The 15046-nt window shown below is 72.6% G+C and carries 10 protein-coding genes; 6 read left to right on the top strand and 4 right to left on the bottom strand.

The window, feature by feature from the left end; all coding sequences use genetic code 11:
* The first annotated feature begins 121 nt into the window (after positions 1-121).
* The 4 genes from AB0E14_RS28680 to AB0E14_RS28665 all read left to right on the top strand — a co-directional run bounded on the left by AB0E14_RS28680 (position 122) and on the right by AB0E14_RS28665 (position 5059).
* Entirely contained in the window at positions 122-922 is an 801-nt protein-coding gene (locus tag AB0E14_RS28680) for a tyrosine-protein phosphatase (protein ID WP_362424292.1), read from the top strand.
* 48 nt (positions 923-970) lie between these two features.
* A complete protein-coding gene (locus AB0E14_RS28675) occupies positions 971-2923 on the top strand; it encodes a hypothetical protein (protein WP_362424382.1) in 1953 nt (650 codons plus the stop codon).
* 197 nt (positions 2924-3120) lie between these two features.
* A complete protein-coding gene (locus tag AB0E14_RS28670) occupies positions 3121-4005 on the top strand; it encodes a metal-dependent hydrolase (RefSeq protein WP_362424289.1) in 885 nt (294 codons plus the stop codon).
* 1 nt (position 4006) lies between these two features.
* Positions 4007-5059, top strand: a complete 1053-nt coding sequence (locus AB0E14_RS28665; RefSeq protein WP_362424285.1) for a PDR/VanB family oxidoreductase — start codon at positions 4007-4009, stop codon at positions 5057-5059.
* Positions 5060-5087: 28 nt separating this feature from the next.
* On the opposite strand, the gene AB0E14_RS28660 is transcribed toward AB0E14_RS28665, so the two are convergent.
* A complete protein-coding gene (locus tag AB0E14_RS28660; RefSeq protein ID WP_362424282.1) occupies positions 5088-5354 on the bottom strand; it encodes a hypothetical protein in 267 nt (88 codons plus the stop codon).
* 38 nt (positions 5355-5392) lie between these two features.
* Here AB0E14_RS28660 and AB0E14_RS28655 point away from each other — a divergent pair, with 38 nt between their 5' ends.
* Together AB0E14_RS28655 and AB0E14_RS28650 are read left to right on the top strand one after the other, a co-directional pair.
* Positions 5393-6109: a TetR/AcrR family transcriptional regulator gene (locus tag AB0E14_RS28655; protein WP_362424279.1), complete on the top strand. Its 717-nt coding sequence runs from the start codon at positions 5393-5395 to the stop codon at positions 6107-6109.
* Positions 6110-6137: 28 nt separating this feature from the next.
* Positions 6138-6656 carry a GNAT family N-acetyltransferase gene (locus tag AB0E14_RS28650; RefSeq protein ID WP_362424276.1) on the top strand — a complete coding sequence of 173 codons (519 nt, stop codon included), beginning with the start codon at positions 6138-6140 and terminating at the stop codon, positions 6654-6656.
* Here AB0E14_RS28650 and pulA read toward each other — a convergent pair.
* The 3 genes from pulA to AB0E14_RS28635 all read right to left on the bottom strand — a co-directional run bounded on the left by pulA (position 6643) and on the right by AB0E14_RS28635 (position 14925).
* Positions 6643-12027: a pullulanase-type alpha-1,6-glucosidase gene (gene pulA / locus AB0E14_RS28645; RefSeq protein ID WP_362424273.1), complete on the bottom strand. Its 5385-nt coding sequence runs from the start codon at positions 12025-12027 to the stop codon at positions 6643-6645. The genes AB0E14_RS28650 and pulA overlap by 14 nt on opposite strands.
* A 67-nt stretch (positions 12028-12094) precedes the next feature.
* Positions 12095-13783 carry a carbohydrate-binding module family 20 domain-containing protein gene (locus AB0E14_RS28640; RefSeq protein ID WP_362424270.1) on the bottom strand — a complete coding sequence of 563 codons (1689 nt, stop codon included), beginning with the start codon at positions 13781-13783 and terminating at the stop codon, positions 12095-12097.
* A 122-nt stretch (positions 13784-13905) separates the two neighbouring features.
* Complete coding sequence (locus AB0E14_RS28635; protein WP_362424380.1) at positions 13906-14925, bottom strand: LacI family DNA-binding transcriptional regulator; 1020 nt, start codon at positions 14923-14925, stop codon at positions 13906-13908.
* Positions 14926-15046: the final 121 nt, after the last annotated feature.

Below are 15046 nucleotides of genomic sequence, written 5' to 3'. Positions count from 1 at the left end.
ATCCGCCCATCCTGCCCGCCCGGTCGCGTCCGGGTGAGCGGAATCCGATCGGTTACGGTTTGGTAGGTTATGCCCTTTATGCCGCACCGCCCTGAGGGACCGATCCGGAGGAGTCGACGCCATGCCCGCCATCCCCGCCGCCACCGTCGCCAACCTCCGCGACCTGGGCACCCTCCCCCTGGGCCGGGGCCGCAGCGTGCGCTCGGGCCGGCTCTTCCGCTCCGCGCAGCTCGACCGGCTCGACCCCGACGAGCCGTCCGTGGCCGCCCTCGGCATCGGTACCGTCGTCGACTTCCGTACCGCGCACGAGCGGGCGGACCGCCCCGACAACCTGCCGCCGGGCGGCCGGCTGCTCCTCGCCGACGTGCTCGCCGACCATCTGGCCGCCAGCGGCCTGCCGCCCGCCGCCCAGCTGAAGTCCCTCCTGACCAACCCGATGCTGGCCGAGCAGGCCCTCGGCGGGGGCCGGGCCCAGCAGGCCTTCACCGGCACGTACCGGGCCTTCGTGTCGACCGACTCCGCCCGCCTCGCCTACCGGGCGTTCCTCACCGAGCTGGGCGATCCGCGCGGCGGGCCGCTGCTCTTCCACTGCACGGCGGGCAAGGACCGCACCGGCTGGGCGGCGACGATCGTCCTGACGCTGCTCGGCGCGGACGAGAAGACGGTCATGGCGGAGTACCTGTCGGTCAATCCGGCGGTACGGCAGGCCTTCGCGCCGATGATCGAGGGGTTCACGGCACAGGGCGGCGACCCCGAGCTGGCCCTCGCCCTGATCGGGGTCGTCCCGGAGTACCTGGAGGCGGCGCTCGACGAGGTCGCGGTGCGGCACGGTTCGATGGAGGCGTACGTACGGGACGGGCTCGGCGTCCCCGACGCGGTGACGGACGTGATCCGCGAGCGGCTCACGGTGTACGACGTCTGAGCCGTTCGGCCCACGCCTCCGAGGTGACCATCGCACCATTCGCTCGTTCTGCTGAATGTGAGCACCCAGGAACTCGACGCCTCCCCCCTCGGCTCGCCCCGCGACCCGGTCGATGTCGAACAGGCCGAGGCCGCGCTCGTCGAGCACTACCAGCGGCTGGTCCGGATCGCGTACCTCGTGCTGCCGCCCTCGCTGGGGCGCAACCGGCGGGTGCTGACGGCGCACGCGCTCGTCCAGGGCTCGCTGCCGCGCCGCCGGACGTCCGGCGGCGGGGTCCCCGGCGCGCGCCGGGCCGAGGACGCCGTGGATCCCGGGTACGCGTACGTACGGGGCGAGGTGCTGCGGCAGGCGCTGATCGCGGGGCTGCCGCTGTGGCGCCGGGCGCTGCCCCGGCGGGCGCAGTTCCCGCCGCTGCTCCCGCAGGTGTGGGGGCTGCGGCTGTTCCCGCGCGCGGGCGGCGCCGACGAACTGGCCCTGGACCAGCGGCTCTCCGCTCTCTCCGGTCCGGCCCGCGCGGTGTACGTGCTGCGGGGCCTGGAGCGGCAGGGGGACGCGGAGGTGCTGCGGGTGCTCGGGGCGGCCGGGGTGGCACGGGACGAGGCGCGGGCGGCGCTCGCGGACGCGGACGAGGTGCCCGCGCTCTACGCCCTCCTCGACTCGCCCGAGTTCGATCCCTGCTCGCTCCAGGCCCGGCCGCCCGATCTGATGCGCCGCAGGCAGCACGGCCGGGCGGCGCTCGCCGCCCTCGCGGCCGCCCTGGTGTGCGGGACGCTCCTCGGGCTGCCCGGCGACGGCTGGGGGCGCGGTGGCGCCGCGGCGCCCTCGTACGCCCGCAATCCGGCGGCCGAGGCGGCGCTCGACCCGGCGAAGCTGAGACGCGTCCCCGCCGGGTACTGGCAGGTCTCGACGCGGACGGACTTCTCGGTCTGGCCGGTCAGGGGCGCCCTCGCGGACGACCGGGCGCTACTGCGCCGGGCGCTCGCGGTGTGGGCGAGGCCGGGCCCGTCGGTGCGGTCGTCGGCGACGCCGGGCACGCCGGTGGGTCCCCCGATGGGCTCGCCCCAACTGCTCTACGCGGGCGAGGTCGACGGCTCGCGGATCGTGCTGCTCCACGACGGGCTGCGGGCCGTCCGGTACGCGGAGCCGCGGGCGGGGACGGCCGGTGCCGCCCTGGACTTCGCGCGGACCGACGGGGCGGACGCGATCGGTTCGGCGGCGCTCGTCCTCTCCCGCACGACGGCCAACGTCCGCTATCTGACGGCGCCCTGGGTGCGGGAGACGGCCGTACGGGACCTGCTGGCGCCGGCCAAGGAGCCCTGGCGGCTCGGCCGCGACGCGGACGGGGTGACCGAGCCGCTGCTCAGCCCGGCGCAGGCCCAGGGGTGCACGGCGTGGAACACCCTCCAGGTCCGGGACGCGACCGGGGTCCGGCTCCTTGCCGACCTCGGTGAACTGGCGCCTGCCCGGCTGACCTCGGGGCCGCCCTCGACTCCGAAGGACGTGACCGGGAAGGACGCGTCCGGTGGGTCCGCGCGGGAGCTGTGGGCGAGGGCGGCCTGTCGGCTGACGGCGGTCCGCTCGCACGGGGTGCGGTCGGTGAACGCCTGGGCGTTCGCCCAGCAGCGGCTGCCGGAGGGCGAGGGCCGAGCGGCCTGGGTGTGCGCGCGGGCGGAGACCTGGCGGGGCTCGGGGAGCCGGGTGCTCGCCCAGTTCCAGGTCCCGGCGCCCGGGGTGGCGGCGGCCGTCGTGGCGCGGGCCGAGGAGTCACCGGCGTGCGGGGTGCGCGAGCCGCGGGTCCTCGCGGGGGTGCTCTGGCAGGCGAAGAGCGGGCACTGGTACGTCCTGGCGGCGGGCAGCGGGGAGTTCACCTCGCTGCGGACCACGGGCGGGGTGAAGGGCGAGGCCGAGGGCCGGCTGCTCGCGGTACGGGCGAAGGCGGGCGCCCGCGCCGACCTCGACGGCACGCTGTCGAACGGGACGCGGGTGGGGGCGCTGCGGTAGGGCCTTGCGCCGGAGGGGGTGTTCCGGGGGGCTTCGGCCCGTGGGTGTTCGGGGACTTCGGCCCGGAGGTGTTCTCGGGCCTCGGGCGGGGCGTGTTCCGGGGCCTCGGGTGAGGCGTGTTCCGGGGCTTCGGGCGGGGTCGGAAATCTCGTGCACGACCCTGTTGCCAACTGCTTACCCCTCAGTACATTGACGGCATGTCTAATACGCAGCCTGCACCGGTGGCGTCGGAGCACATCGAGCTCAAGGCCCGCAAGGTCTCCTTCGACTGGGAGGAGACCCCGCTCCACTGGGTTCCCGGCGACCCCTTCGCGACCCACACCATGAACGTGCTGCACCTGCTGCTCCCGGCCGGCGAACGCTGGTTCGTGCACGTGTACAAGCAGGTGCTGCCGTTCATCACCGACGACCGGCTGCGTACCGACGTCATCGGGTTCATCGGCCAGGAGGCCGTCCACTCCCAGGCCCACGACGACGTGCTCCCGCACCTCAAGAAGCTGGGCCTGGACCCCACTCCGTACACCGCTCAGGTCGACTGGTTCTTCGAGAAGCTGCTCGGCGACCGGACCCTGCCGCCCGGTCGGCCGCGCCGCTGGTGGCTGATGGAGCGGGTCGCGCTCATCGCCGCCATCGAGCACTACACCGCCTTCCTCGGCAACTGGGTTCTGAACGCGGAGGAGTTGGACCGGCGGGGCGCGGACCCGACGATGCTGGACCTGCTGCGCTGGCACGGCGCGGAGGAGGTCGAGCACCGCTCGGTGGCCTTCGAGCTGTTCATGCACCTCGACGGGGGCTACCGGCGGCGCGCCCGCACCTGGGCCACCGCCTTCACCGCGATGGTCTTCCTCTGGCAGCGCGGCACCCGCTTCTTCATGGAGAACGACCCGACGCTCGTCAACGGCCGCGCCTCCGTGGGCCAGTTGGTCCGCAAGGGCCGGGAGGGCGTGCTGCCGTCCACGCCCGACCTGCTGCGGGCCGTCCCGCGCTACCTCAGCCGCGACTACCACCCCTCCCAGGAGGGGAACACGGCCCAGGCCGTCGCGTACCTGGCCAACTCCCCCGGCGCCAACGGAGGCCGCTGACATGCCCCGTCTGCGTACCGTCGTCCTGATCGCCGGGGCGGCGGTCCTCGCCAAGCGCGCCGCGCGCCGCCGGATCGAAGCGGCTCCGCTCTGGCCGATGCCCACCCTGGACGAGCCGGTCTCGGGCCGTGGCAGGCTCGCGACCGTCACCCGCAGGGTCCAGGTCACCGAACGCGGCGAGCCCGCCGACGGGGTGGTCCGGCTCCGTCTCGAAGGCACCGGCCTGCCGGCCTGGCAGCCGGGCGCCCACATCGACCTGGTGCTGCCCTCCGGGCTCGTCCGGCAGTACTCGCTGTGCGGGGACCCGGCCGAGACCGACGCGTACACGGTGGCGACCCGGCTCATCGAGGACGGCCGGGGCGGCTCGCGCGAGGTCCACGAGCAGCTCCACGTGGGCACGGAGATCGAGATCCGCGGGCCGCGCAACCGCTTCCCGCTCGTCGAGGCCCCGGCGTACGTCTTCGTGGCGGGCGGCATCGGGATCACGCCCGTGCTGCCGATGGTGCGCGCGGCGGAGGCGGCGGGGGCCGACTGGCGGCTGCTGTACTGCGGGCGCAGCCGCGCGACCCTGCCGTACGTCGACGAGATCGAGAAGCTCGGCGGCGGGACCCGGGTCACGGTGGTCCCCGAGGACGAGTCGGGCCGCCCCGACCTGGACTTCCTCGCCGGTCTCCCCGAGGAGGCCGCGGTCTACTGCTGCGGGCCGGAGGGGCTGATGGCGGCGGTGGCCGCCGCGCTGCCCGAGGGCAGGACCCCGCACCTGGAGCGCTTCTCCGCCGCCGCCACGGCCGGCGGCCCGTTCGAGGTCGAACTGCGCCGCTCCGGGCGTACGGTGACGGTGGCCGCCGACCAGTCGGTCCTCGCGGCCGTCCGGGACGCGGTGCCCGGGGTCGCGTACTCCTGCGAGCAGGGCTTCTGCGGCACCTGCCAACAGCGGGTCCTGGAGGGCGAGATCGACCACCGGGACGAGCTGCTCGGCGATGCGGAGCGGTCCGGCTCGATGCTGATCTGCGTCTCGCGGTGCGCCGGGGAGCGGCTGGTCCTTGACCTCTAGCTGGTCCTGGACCTCCAGGAGACCGGGGTCACGGCAGGATCAGCCAGTCGAAGGCGAGGGCGGCGGCGAGGCCGCCCACCAGGAGCCAGGTGCCAAGGCGCGTACGGCCGTTGCGGGAGAGTTCGATCACGACGCCGCAGAGGATCATCGCGAGCCCGTACACGCCGACGACGAGGACGGATGTCCTGCTGGCGAGCCGGATCGCCAGGACCACGGCCATGGTGACCAGCAGAACGGAGGCGGCGGCTATCCGCAGTTGGCGTGCCTGCTTCGGGCTCAGACCGGATGTGCTCATGTCGAGGGAGCGTATCGGACGCCCGTTAGGCTGTTCGCATGACGACCGGAGTGCGCCGCAGGATGGGCGTCGAGGAGCGCAAGCAGCAGCTGATCGGGGTGGCTCTGGAGCTGTTCAGCCACCGCTCTCCCGACGAGGTCTCCATCGACGAGATCGCCGCGGCCGCGGGGATCTCGCGGCCGCTGGTCTACCACTACTTCCCCGGCAAGCAGAGCCTGTACGAGGCGGCGCTGCGGCGGGCGGCGGACGAGCTGGCCGCCCGCTTCCTGGAGCCGCCGCAGGGGCCCCTTGGCGCGCGGCTGCTGCGGGTGATGGGCCGGTTCTTCGACTTCGTCGACGACCACGGCCCGGGTTTCGCGGCGCTGATGCGGGGCGGCCCGGCGGTGGGCTCCTCCACGACGAACGCGATGATCGACGAGGTCCGTCAGGCGGCCTACGAGCAGATCCTGGCCCACCTGGAGGTGGCGACCCCCTCGGCCCGGCTCGAACTGGTCGTCCGCTCCTGGGTGTCGCTCGCCGAGTCGACGGCCCTGATCTGGCTCGACGGCCGCCGGGTGCCGCGCGCGGAGCTGGAACTCCAGCTGGTCCACGACTTCGCGGCCCTCGCGGCGGTGAGCGCCGCGTACGACCCGGAGATGGCGGACATCCTGATCCGCATGCTCGCCGACGAGCCGTCGGACGGCCCGTTCGGCGAGCTGGTCACCCGACTGATGACGCTGGTGCCGCGGGTACCGGCGCAGGGCGGTCAGAGCTAGCACCGGGCGGCGCCGTACGGTGACCGCCATGAACGCACAGACGACTTTCCGGCAGGCGGGCGATCACGATCTCGATCTTCTGGTCGGCCTGCACGACGGGGCCGCGCGGTGGATGGTCCGGAACGGGATCGACCAGTGGCAGCCCGGCGGCAAGAGCGCCGAGCACTTCCGCTCCCGCATAGCGGCGGGTGAGGTCTGGCTGATGGAGCGCGACGGCCGCGCCGTCGGCGCGTACGAGCTGTGGTGGGAGGACGAGCAGGCCTGGGGCCCGCAGCCGCCGGTCGCGGGGTACGTCCACCGCCTGATGACCGACCGGGAGGCCGCCCCCACCGGCGCAGGACGTGCGCTGCTCGCGCACGCCGAGGAGCGGATCGCGGCCGGTGGACGCGGTGTGGCCCGGCTGGACTGTGTGACGAGCAACCCGCGGCTCCGTACGTACTACGAAGCCGCGGGCTACGCGGTCGTCGGCGAGGAGCCGGGCAAGCTCGCCGCCGACGGCACGCGTTACGGGGTCACCCTCCTGGAGAAGGCGCTCAGCGGGCCGTGACGCCCGCCTTGAAGACGGCGACCGTGCGGGCCGGGGCTGTGAAGGTGCCCGAGGCCGTCTCGTAGGTCGCCGACTTGGCCGTGGTGTCCGTGCCCGTCGCCTGGAGCGGGTGCAGGGCGTAGGTCGTGCCCGCAAGGGCGGCGATCCGCTGGGTCTGCCGTTGCGGGGTCGCGTTGAAGACGACGACCAGGTCGCCCAGGCGCATGGTGATCACGCCCGGGGTCTCGTCGGTGCCGGAGAGCGGGAAGGACAGGGTGTCCTGGACCTGTCCGGCGGTCGCGAGGGAGAAGACCGGCTCGGTCGTACGGATCTTCTGGAGGTCCCGGTAGGCCGCCGAGGCGCCGTCGATCTGCTCGCAGCCGACCGTCAGCGTCGGGGCGGTCAGCAGGGGCTTCCCGAAGGACCACTTGGGCTTGTTGTCCGCCGCCGGCGGCAGGCCCCGGCCGAAGCCGTTGCCGTCCCGGCAGTCCCAGTGGATCGCGTTGAACCAGTCACCGCTGTCGTACGAGTTGCGGTCGAGCGACTTGGAGCGCAGCAGGTCCGAGCCCGCCTGGGAGAGCGCGGGGCCCTGGGAGAGGGTCGCCGTCGCCATGGCGAGGACCTGCATCCTGGCCCGGTCGGCGGCCGACGTGGTCGCCGGGAGCTTGAAGGCGAGCGCGTCGTACAGGGTCTCGTTGTCGTGGGCGTCGGCGTAGGCGAGGGCGTCACCGGGGACCGCCGCGTACCCCGCCGGGGAGCCGTTGTAGTCGACCTGGCTTCCCTTGACCGTACGGCCCGAGGTGTCGGTGAAGGAGTAGTCGGCGAGGTTGCCGCTCAGACCCACCTTGATCAGGTCCTGGTAGTGCAGGAGGCGGGCCTTCTGCTGCTCCGGCGTGCCGTTGGCGGCCGAGGAGTTGGGGTCGGTGAACAGGCCCGAGGCGAAGCCCTGGACGCCTGGGTCCTCGTCGAACGGGCCGCCGCCGCGGACGGCGTCGCGGGCCCGGTCGGAGAAGGTCGCGACGCCGGTGCCGGCCATGTTCTTCTGGGTGGCCTGGACGAAGCGGGCGTCGTCGGCGATCTCGCCGAAGTTCCAGCCCTCGCCGTAGAGGACGATCGCCTTGCCGTCGACGCCGTCCTTCGCGACGGTCAGCGCGTCCAGCGCCTTGCGGACGGCGAGGATGTTCTCCTTCGGGTGGTGGCCCATGAGGTCGAAGCGGAAGCCGTCCACCTTGTACTGCTTGGCCCAGGTGACGACCGAGTCCACGACGAGCTTGCCCATCATGGCGTTCTCGGGCGCGGTGTTGGCGCAGCAGGTGGAGGTGGCGACGGAGCCGTCGGCCTGGAGCCGCTGGTAGTAGCCGGGGACGACCCTGTCGAGGACGGACTTGTCCGACTGTCCCGCGGCGACGGTGTGGTTGTAGACCACGTCCATGACCGTGCGCAGCCCCGCGCCGTTGAGGGACTGGACCATCTGCCGGAACTCGACCGTGCGGCGGGTGCCGTTCGGGTCGGTGGCGTAGGAGCCCTCGGGGACGGTGTAGTGCAGCGGGTCGTAGCCCCAGTTGTAGGCGTCCTTGGCGGCCGCGGCGGCCACGCAGGCCTGCTGCTCCTCGGAGTCGGGGGCGTAGACCGACAGGTCGCAGGCGGGGGCGGTCTGGTCGGACTTCTTCTCGGGGATGGTGCCGATGTCGAAGGCCGGGAGCAGGTGGACGTACGACGTGCCGGAGTCGGCCAGGGCCTTCAGGTGGCGCGAGCCCTTGCTGCCCGCGTCGGTGAAGGCGAGGTACGTGCCCTTGTGGGCCGGGACGGCCGTGCTGTCGGCGATCGAGAAGTCGCGGACGTGGAGTTCCTGGATCTGGGCGTCACGCAGCGGGACGGCGGCCGGCTTCTTCAGGCCGGTCCAGCCCTTCGGCGCGAGCTTCGGGTCCGCGAGGTCGACGACCAGGCTGTGGGTGGAGTCGGCGGTCAGGGCGGTGGCGTAGGGGTCGGTGACCTTGTTCGTGACGATCTGCTGGACGCTGGGGGCCCAGACCTTCACCACGTACCGGTACGGCTTGCCCGTCCACGCGCGCGTGCCGGTGGCCGACCAGACGCCGGAGGCGTCGTCGCGGCGCATGGGCACGGCCTTTCCGTCGAGTTCGAGGGCGACGGACTGGGCGGTGGGGGCCCAGAGGGAGAGCGTGGGGCGGCCGTCGCGGAAGACCGGGCCGAGTGCCTTGCCGGTCGCCTTCGACGCGTAGAGGGAGTCCAGGGCTCCTGCGATCTGGACGCCCGTCGCGGTCAGGACGGCTCCGTTCGCCGCGTACTGGGCGGCGACCAGCTGGCCCTTGAGGGCCTCGCGGATCCGGTCGCGGTCGCGCGGGTCGACGGTGAAGGCGCCGTAGGTCTTCAGGTGCGGGAAGGCGGCCTTCTGGGCGTCGGTGAGCTGCGTCCGGTTCAGGCGCAGCACCTGGCGGTCGCCGGTGAGGGTCCCGTTCTCGGCCTTGACCGAGCCGTCGCGCGAGGCGAGCAGCATGCTGGAGGCGGCGGCGTCGCTGCCGTTCCAGGCGAGCGTGGTCGCGTCGATCCAGACGGCCTGCGCCTTGGTGAGGTCGAGGGCCGCGCCGCCGCCCTTGGGCTGCGGGAGGAGGTACTTCTCCTGGCCCGCGAGCAGCCACACCTCGTGGCCGTTCGCCTTCAGGTCGAGGGACTGGTCGCTGGGCAGGTCCTTCTCGTCGCCCTTGTGCAGGATGTAGCTCAGGGACGTGGCACCGGCCGCGAGCGGGACCTCGTAGACGGCCCCGAAGGCGTCGAAGCGGACCGGCTCCAGGGGCTTGCTCCAGTCGGTGGGGTTCGCGGCGCCGGTCCAGGTGTGCAGGCCCCAGCCGGCGTAGTTCCCGTCGGCCCGCTTGTGGTGCAGGACGGCCTTCGTGGTGTCCTGCGGCGGGTAGGCGCCCTCGGGCGCGGCGTTCGACACCTCGGACTTGCCCTGCTCGATCCAGACCTCGCCGGTCTTGGACAGGTCGACGGTCCGGTCGGCGTCGGTGTCCTTGACGCCGTCCTTGTTCACGGCGATGAAGCCGACCGAGGAGGCGCCGGGCTTGAGCTTGACGTAGGCGAAGGCGCCGTACGCGTCTCGGCCGGTGAAGGGCTTCCCGGCGGGCCAGGTGGTGCCTTCGCCCTCGGCGATGTCGCCCCAGGTGTACAGGCCCCAGTCGTCGTAGTCCCCGGCGGGACGCTTGTAGTGGACGATCGCGTAGTCCCGCTGGGTGGCGGTCGGCGGCTGCTCGACGGCCGGGGCGCCGCTGGTGGTCGCGGCGGTCGCGCTCGCGGTGCGGCCCGCGCTGTCGATGACGACGGCCTTGTAGCGCAGGGCCGTTCCGGCGGGGGCGGTGACCTTCTGGGTGACCTTGTACGGGGCGTGGTCGGCGGAGCCGAGGACCTGCCACTTTCCGGTGCCGGTCTGGGCGGCGAAGACGACGCGGTTGAGCTGTCCGCCGGTGACGTCGGCGGAGAGTTCGACGGTGCCGGTGGCCCCGGCGGCGGGCGCCTTGAGCGTGATCGTGGGCGTGGCGGCGGGCGCGCCGAGCGGCATGTCGGCCTTCAGCACGAGGGAGCCGAGCGCCGGGACGGTCACCTTGATCTTCGTGTCGCCGGAGCTGGTGACCCGGGCGTCGCCGCCGTGGATCGCGGTGAACGCCGTGCCCGCCGAACCGGTGGGGATCTCGACGGTCCTCGCCTCGGTGGAGCTGTTCACGGCGACGACGTACGGGGTCTTGGCGCGGGCGTCGGTACGGGAGAAGGCGTAGACGGAGCCCTCGGCGTACCGCTGCTCCTGGACGCCGTCGCGGAGCGCGGGGTGCTCGCGGGTGAGCTTCGACAGGGCGGCGATCTGCCGGTACAGGGGGTGGGTCGGGTCGTACGCGTCGGTGGCGTGGGTGCGCTCGGTGCCGAGCTGGTCGTCGTCGAGGTAGTCGGCGGTCTTCGACGCGAAGAGGGTCTGGCGGGCGTCCTTGTCGCCGCCGGCGCCGGTGTAGCCCTGCTCGTCGCCGTAGTAGACGACGGGGTTGCCGCGGGTGAGGAACATCAGCTCGTTGGCGAGCCGGTAGCGGGCGAGGAGTTCGGCGTCGCCGGCCTTCGGGTTGTCCTGCTTGAGGAAGGTGCCGAAGCGGCCCATGTCGTGGTTGCCGAGGAAGGGCACCGACTCGTAGGCGTTGGCCTTGTCGGTCGTGTAGCGGTAGTCCTGGCCGAAGAGGTTGGCCAGCTTGTCGGCGGACCCGCCCTGGGAGGCGAAGGCGCGGGCGGCGTCCTGGAAGGGGAAGTCGAGCGTGGCGTCGAGGCGGCCCTCGGTGACGTACGGGGCGGTGATCGCCGGGTCGGCGGAGTAGACCTCGCCGAACATGAAGAAGTCGTCGCGGCCGCGCTCGGCCGCGTACTCGTCGAGCGCGGTGGCCCACTGGGTCCAGAACGCGGTGTCGACGTGCTTGACGGTGTCGATGCGGAATCCGTCGATGTCGAAGTCGCGCACCCAGCGCTGGTAGATCTTCTCCATCCCCTCGACGACCTCGGGGCGCTCGGTCCACAGGTCGTCCAGGCCGACGAAGTCGCCGTACTGGGAGGACTCGCCGGCGAAGGTGGAGTCGCCCCGGTTGTGGTACATCGTCGGGTCGTTGAGCCAGGCCGGGACCTTGAGGTTCTTCTTCTCGGCCGGGACGACGGGGGTGCGCGGGAAGGAGTCCGCGTCGACGCGCGGGAAGGTGCCGCCGCCCGCGGTGGCGCTGCGGTCGTCGAAGGGGACGCCGTCCTTCGTCAGGTAGGGGAAGGCGCCCTTGGAGAGGTAGTCGTACGTCTTCTCCTGGTAGTCGACGACGTCGGCGGTGTGGTTGGTGATGACGTCGAAGAAGACCTTCATGCCCTTGGCGTGGGCCTGGTCGATCAGCCTCTCCAGGTCGGCGTTGGTGCCGAAGTGCGGGTCGACCTGGGTGAAGTCGGTGATCCAGTACCCGTGGTAGCCGGCGCTCGCGTCCTTGCCGGTGCCCTGGACGGGCTGGTTCTTGAAGATCGGCGCCAGCCAGATGGCGGTGGTGCCGAGGCCCTTGATGTAGTCGAGCTTCTTCGTCAGGCCCTTGAGGTCGCCGCCCTGGTAGAAGCCCTTGTCGGCGGGGTCGAAGCCGGTCTGGAGCCGGGTGCCGGTGAGCCCGCCGCGGTCGTTGGCCGTGTCGCCGTTGGCGAACCGGTCGGGCAGGACGAAGTAGAACTGCTCGCGGGTGAGGTCGTGGCGGGCGGGCTGGCCGGCGAGCGCCCGGTCGGACGGGGGTGGAGGCGGCGGAGGTGCGGCGGATGCGGGGAGGACGGGCACGAGGGCCGCGCACAGGGCGGTGGCCAGCACGGCCGCCGTTCTCTTGCGTATCACGGAGGTCTCCCTGGAGGTACGGGAAGGAGGGCCGCCCCCGGTGGGGCGGCCCTGAGTGAGGGGGGCGTCAGCTGCGGAAGGTGTCGGCGAGGACGACCTGGCCGGACGCGGGCACGGTCGCCCTGCGGTTCGCGCCGGACTCCCAGGTCACGTTGCCCGAGGCGTCCTTGCGCAGGTACTTGTACTCGAAGGCCGTGGAGCCCGGCAGGGCGACGTCCAGCTTCCAGACCGGGTACGACGCGGGGTCCAGCTTCAGTGCGGCCGCCGGGGACCAGTTGCCCAGTTCGGCGCGGTTGCCCGTCACGTAGATGTTCTGGCCGACGGCGGTCGTCGCCGTCACTCCGAACGAGGCTCCCGTGGCCGAGGACGACGTCCCGCACGAGCGGGCGTTCACATGCAGGGCGAGCGCCGTGTGCGCGCCGAGCGTCGCCGTGAACTGGCCCGAGGCGTTCACCGTCACCGGGGTGTTCGACTGCACGTCGCAGTAGGTGCCGGCCGCCAGGCCCGTCTGGTAGGTACGGCTCAGCGCGGCGCCCTCGTGGTTGATGGCGACGAAGCCCTTGTCGCCCCTCCCGAACGCGATCGCGTCGTTGCCGTTGTCCCACCAGTTGCCGACGGCCGTGCCCCGCGTGGCGTTGCGGAAGCCGACCATCGAGGCGATCTCGCGCCAGGCGTGCTGGCACTTCCAGCCGTCGCTGTAACAGGCATTGACCTGGCCGCCGTTCGGCGCGCCCGCGTCCTTGTCGGACCACTCGTAGCCGGAGTGGACGTCCGGTGAGCCGTACGGCCAGGCCAGCATGAAGACGCTCGCCAGTGTGTAGGTGGCGCCGTCCTTGTAGTTGAGGGTGTCGCCGCCGCGCTCGGTGTCGTGGTTGTCGACGAAGACCCCGGACTGCCCGGAGGGCATGTAGCCCCAGGACTCGCCGTAGTTGTTCAGGTAGGCGAGCTTCTCCGAGCCGAAGACCCGCTTGAGGTCGCGCGCGTAGCGGAACTCCTGCACGTCGCCGTTGCCCAGGTACTCGCTCGGGGAGACGGCCTCACCGGCCCCGAATATCGCCTCCTGCTTCCAGTAGACGCCCGGGTTGCTCAGCCGCGACTTGATGTTCGCGAGGTCGGCGGCCGGCATGTGCTTCGCGGCGTCGACCCGGAAGCCGTCCACGCCGAGCGAGAGCAGGTCGTTCATGTACGCGGCGATCCGGCCGCGCACCCAGTCCTCGCCGGTGTCGAGGTCCGGGAGGCCGACGAGCTCGCAGTTCTGGACGTTGGCCCGGTCCTGGTAGTTCGAGATGGTGGCCCGGCAGTCGTCCATGTCGGCGCCCGAGTACAGGCCCGGGTAGTCGTACTTGGAGAACGAGGTCCCGCCCGTCCCCGTGCCGGAGGCGTTCGCCATGTGGTTGATGACGGTGTCCGCGACGACCTTCACGCCCGCGGCGTGGCAGGTGTCGACCATGGACGTGAAGGCGGTGCGGTCGCCGAGCGGGCCGGCGATCTTGTAGCTGACGGGCTGGTAGGCGGTCCACCAGGTCGGGCCCTGGATGCGTTCCTGGGGCGGCGAGACCTGTACGTAGCCGTAGCCGGCCGGACCGAGCTGGTCCCTGCAGGCCTTGGCCACCGAGGCGAACTTCCACTCGAACATCACCGCGGTGACGTCCTTCGGCCCGGGTGCCGCCGCCCGTGCGGGGGCGGGCGGCGCCGTGACGGCCACAGCGGCTCCCGCCACCAGGGCGAGTGCAGCGGCCACGGTCTTTCTGGCCATGTTTCCTCCTGACGACGTCCCTGTCGCAAGAAGTTGCCGAAAATAACAGCAACTGTTTTCAGCCGTGACCGTACGAGCGCCCCGGGGCCGGGTCAACCCTTTGGACCCCTCAACGCAAGGGATTACGCAAGCAGTTGCAGCGACGGACCGGCCGGCGCCTGCGCCGTCGAGCCGCGCACCACCAGCTCCGGCTGGAAGACGAACTCCGTGCGCTGCACGGGGTTGCCCTCCACCTCCTCCAGGAGCGCGCCGACCGCCGCCGTCGCCATCGCCTGCACGGGCTGGCGGACGGTCGTGAGCGGCGGGTCGGTGAAGGCGATGAGAGGCGAGTCGTCGAAGCCCACCACCGACACGTCACGGGGCACGTCGAGACCACGGGCGCGCACCGCGCGGATCGCGCCGAGCGCCATCAGGTCGGAGCCGCACACGATGCCGGTGCAGCCCTGGTCGAGCAGGATGTCGGCCGCCGCGTGCCCGCCCTCGACGCCGAACAGCGTGGGGCGGACGTACTGTTCGGCCTCCGCGCGCTCCATCCCGAGGAGCCGGTGCAGCTCGGCGGCGAAGCCCTCGGCCTTGCGGCGCGAGGGGACGTAGCGGGTCGGCCCGATCGCCAGGCCGATCCGCTCGTGGCCCAGCTCGACCAGGTGCCGTACGGCCATCCGCGCGGCGGCCCGGTCGTCGGGCGAGACGAAGTTGGCGTCGACCCGCTCGTTGAAGCCGTTGATGAGGACGAACGGGACGCCCCGCGCGGCCAGCCGGACGTACCGCTCCGGGTCGGCGGTGGCGTCCGCGTGCAGCCCGGAGAGGAAGATGATGCCGGTGACGCCACGCTCCTCAAGCTGCTCGACCAGCTCGTCCTCGGTGGCCCCGCCGGGCATCTGGGTGCAGAGCACCGGCGTGTAGCCGTGCCCGGCCAGGACCTGCTCGATGACCTGGGCGAACGCGGGGAAGATCGGGTTGGTCAGCTCGGGCACGACCAGGCCGACCAAGCCCGCGCTGCGGCGTTTCAGCCGTACGGGACGCTCGTAGCCGAGCACGTCGAGCGCGGCCAGGACCCGGTGCCGGGTCCCGCCGGCCACGCCCGCCTTGCCGTTGAGGACGCGGCTGACCGTGGCCTCGCTGACCCCCGACTGGGCCGCGATGTCCGCGAGCCGCGGGGGGGGGGGGGGCGGGCGGCGCCGCCGGGGGGGGGGAGCACCCCCCCCACCACGCTGTTGTGGGGGGGGGGGGGGGCCTGCCCGCCCCCCCCGCGGTGCGCACGGG

Source organism: Streptomyces sp. NPDC047981, assembly GCF_040653315.1.
Taxonomy (GTDB): Bacteria; Actinomycetota; Actinomycetes; order Streptomycetales; family Streptomycetaceae; genus Streptomyces.
The sequence above is the reverse complement of the archived record's forward strand: the minus strand, read 5'-3'. Positions and strand labels throughout refer to the sequence as shown.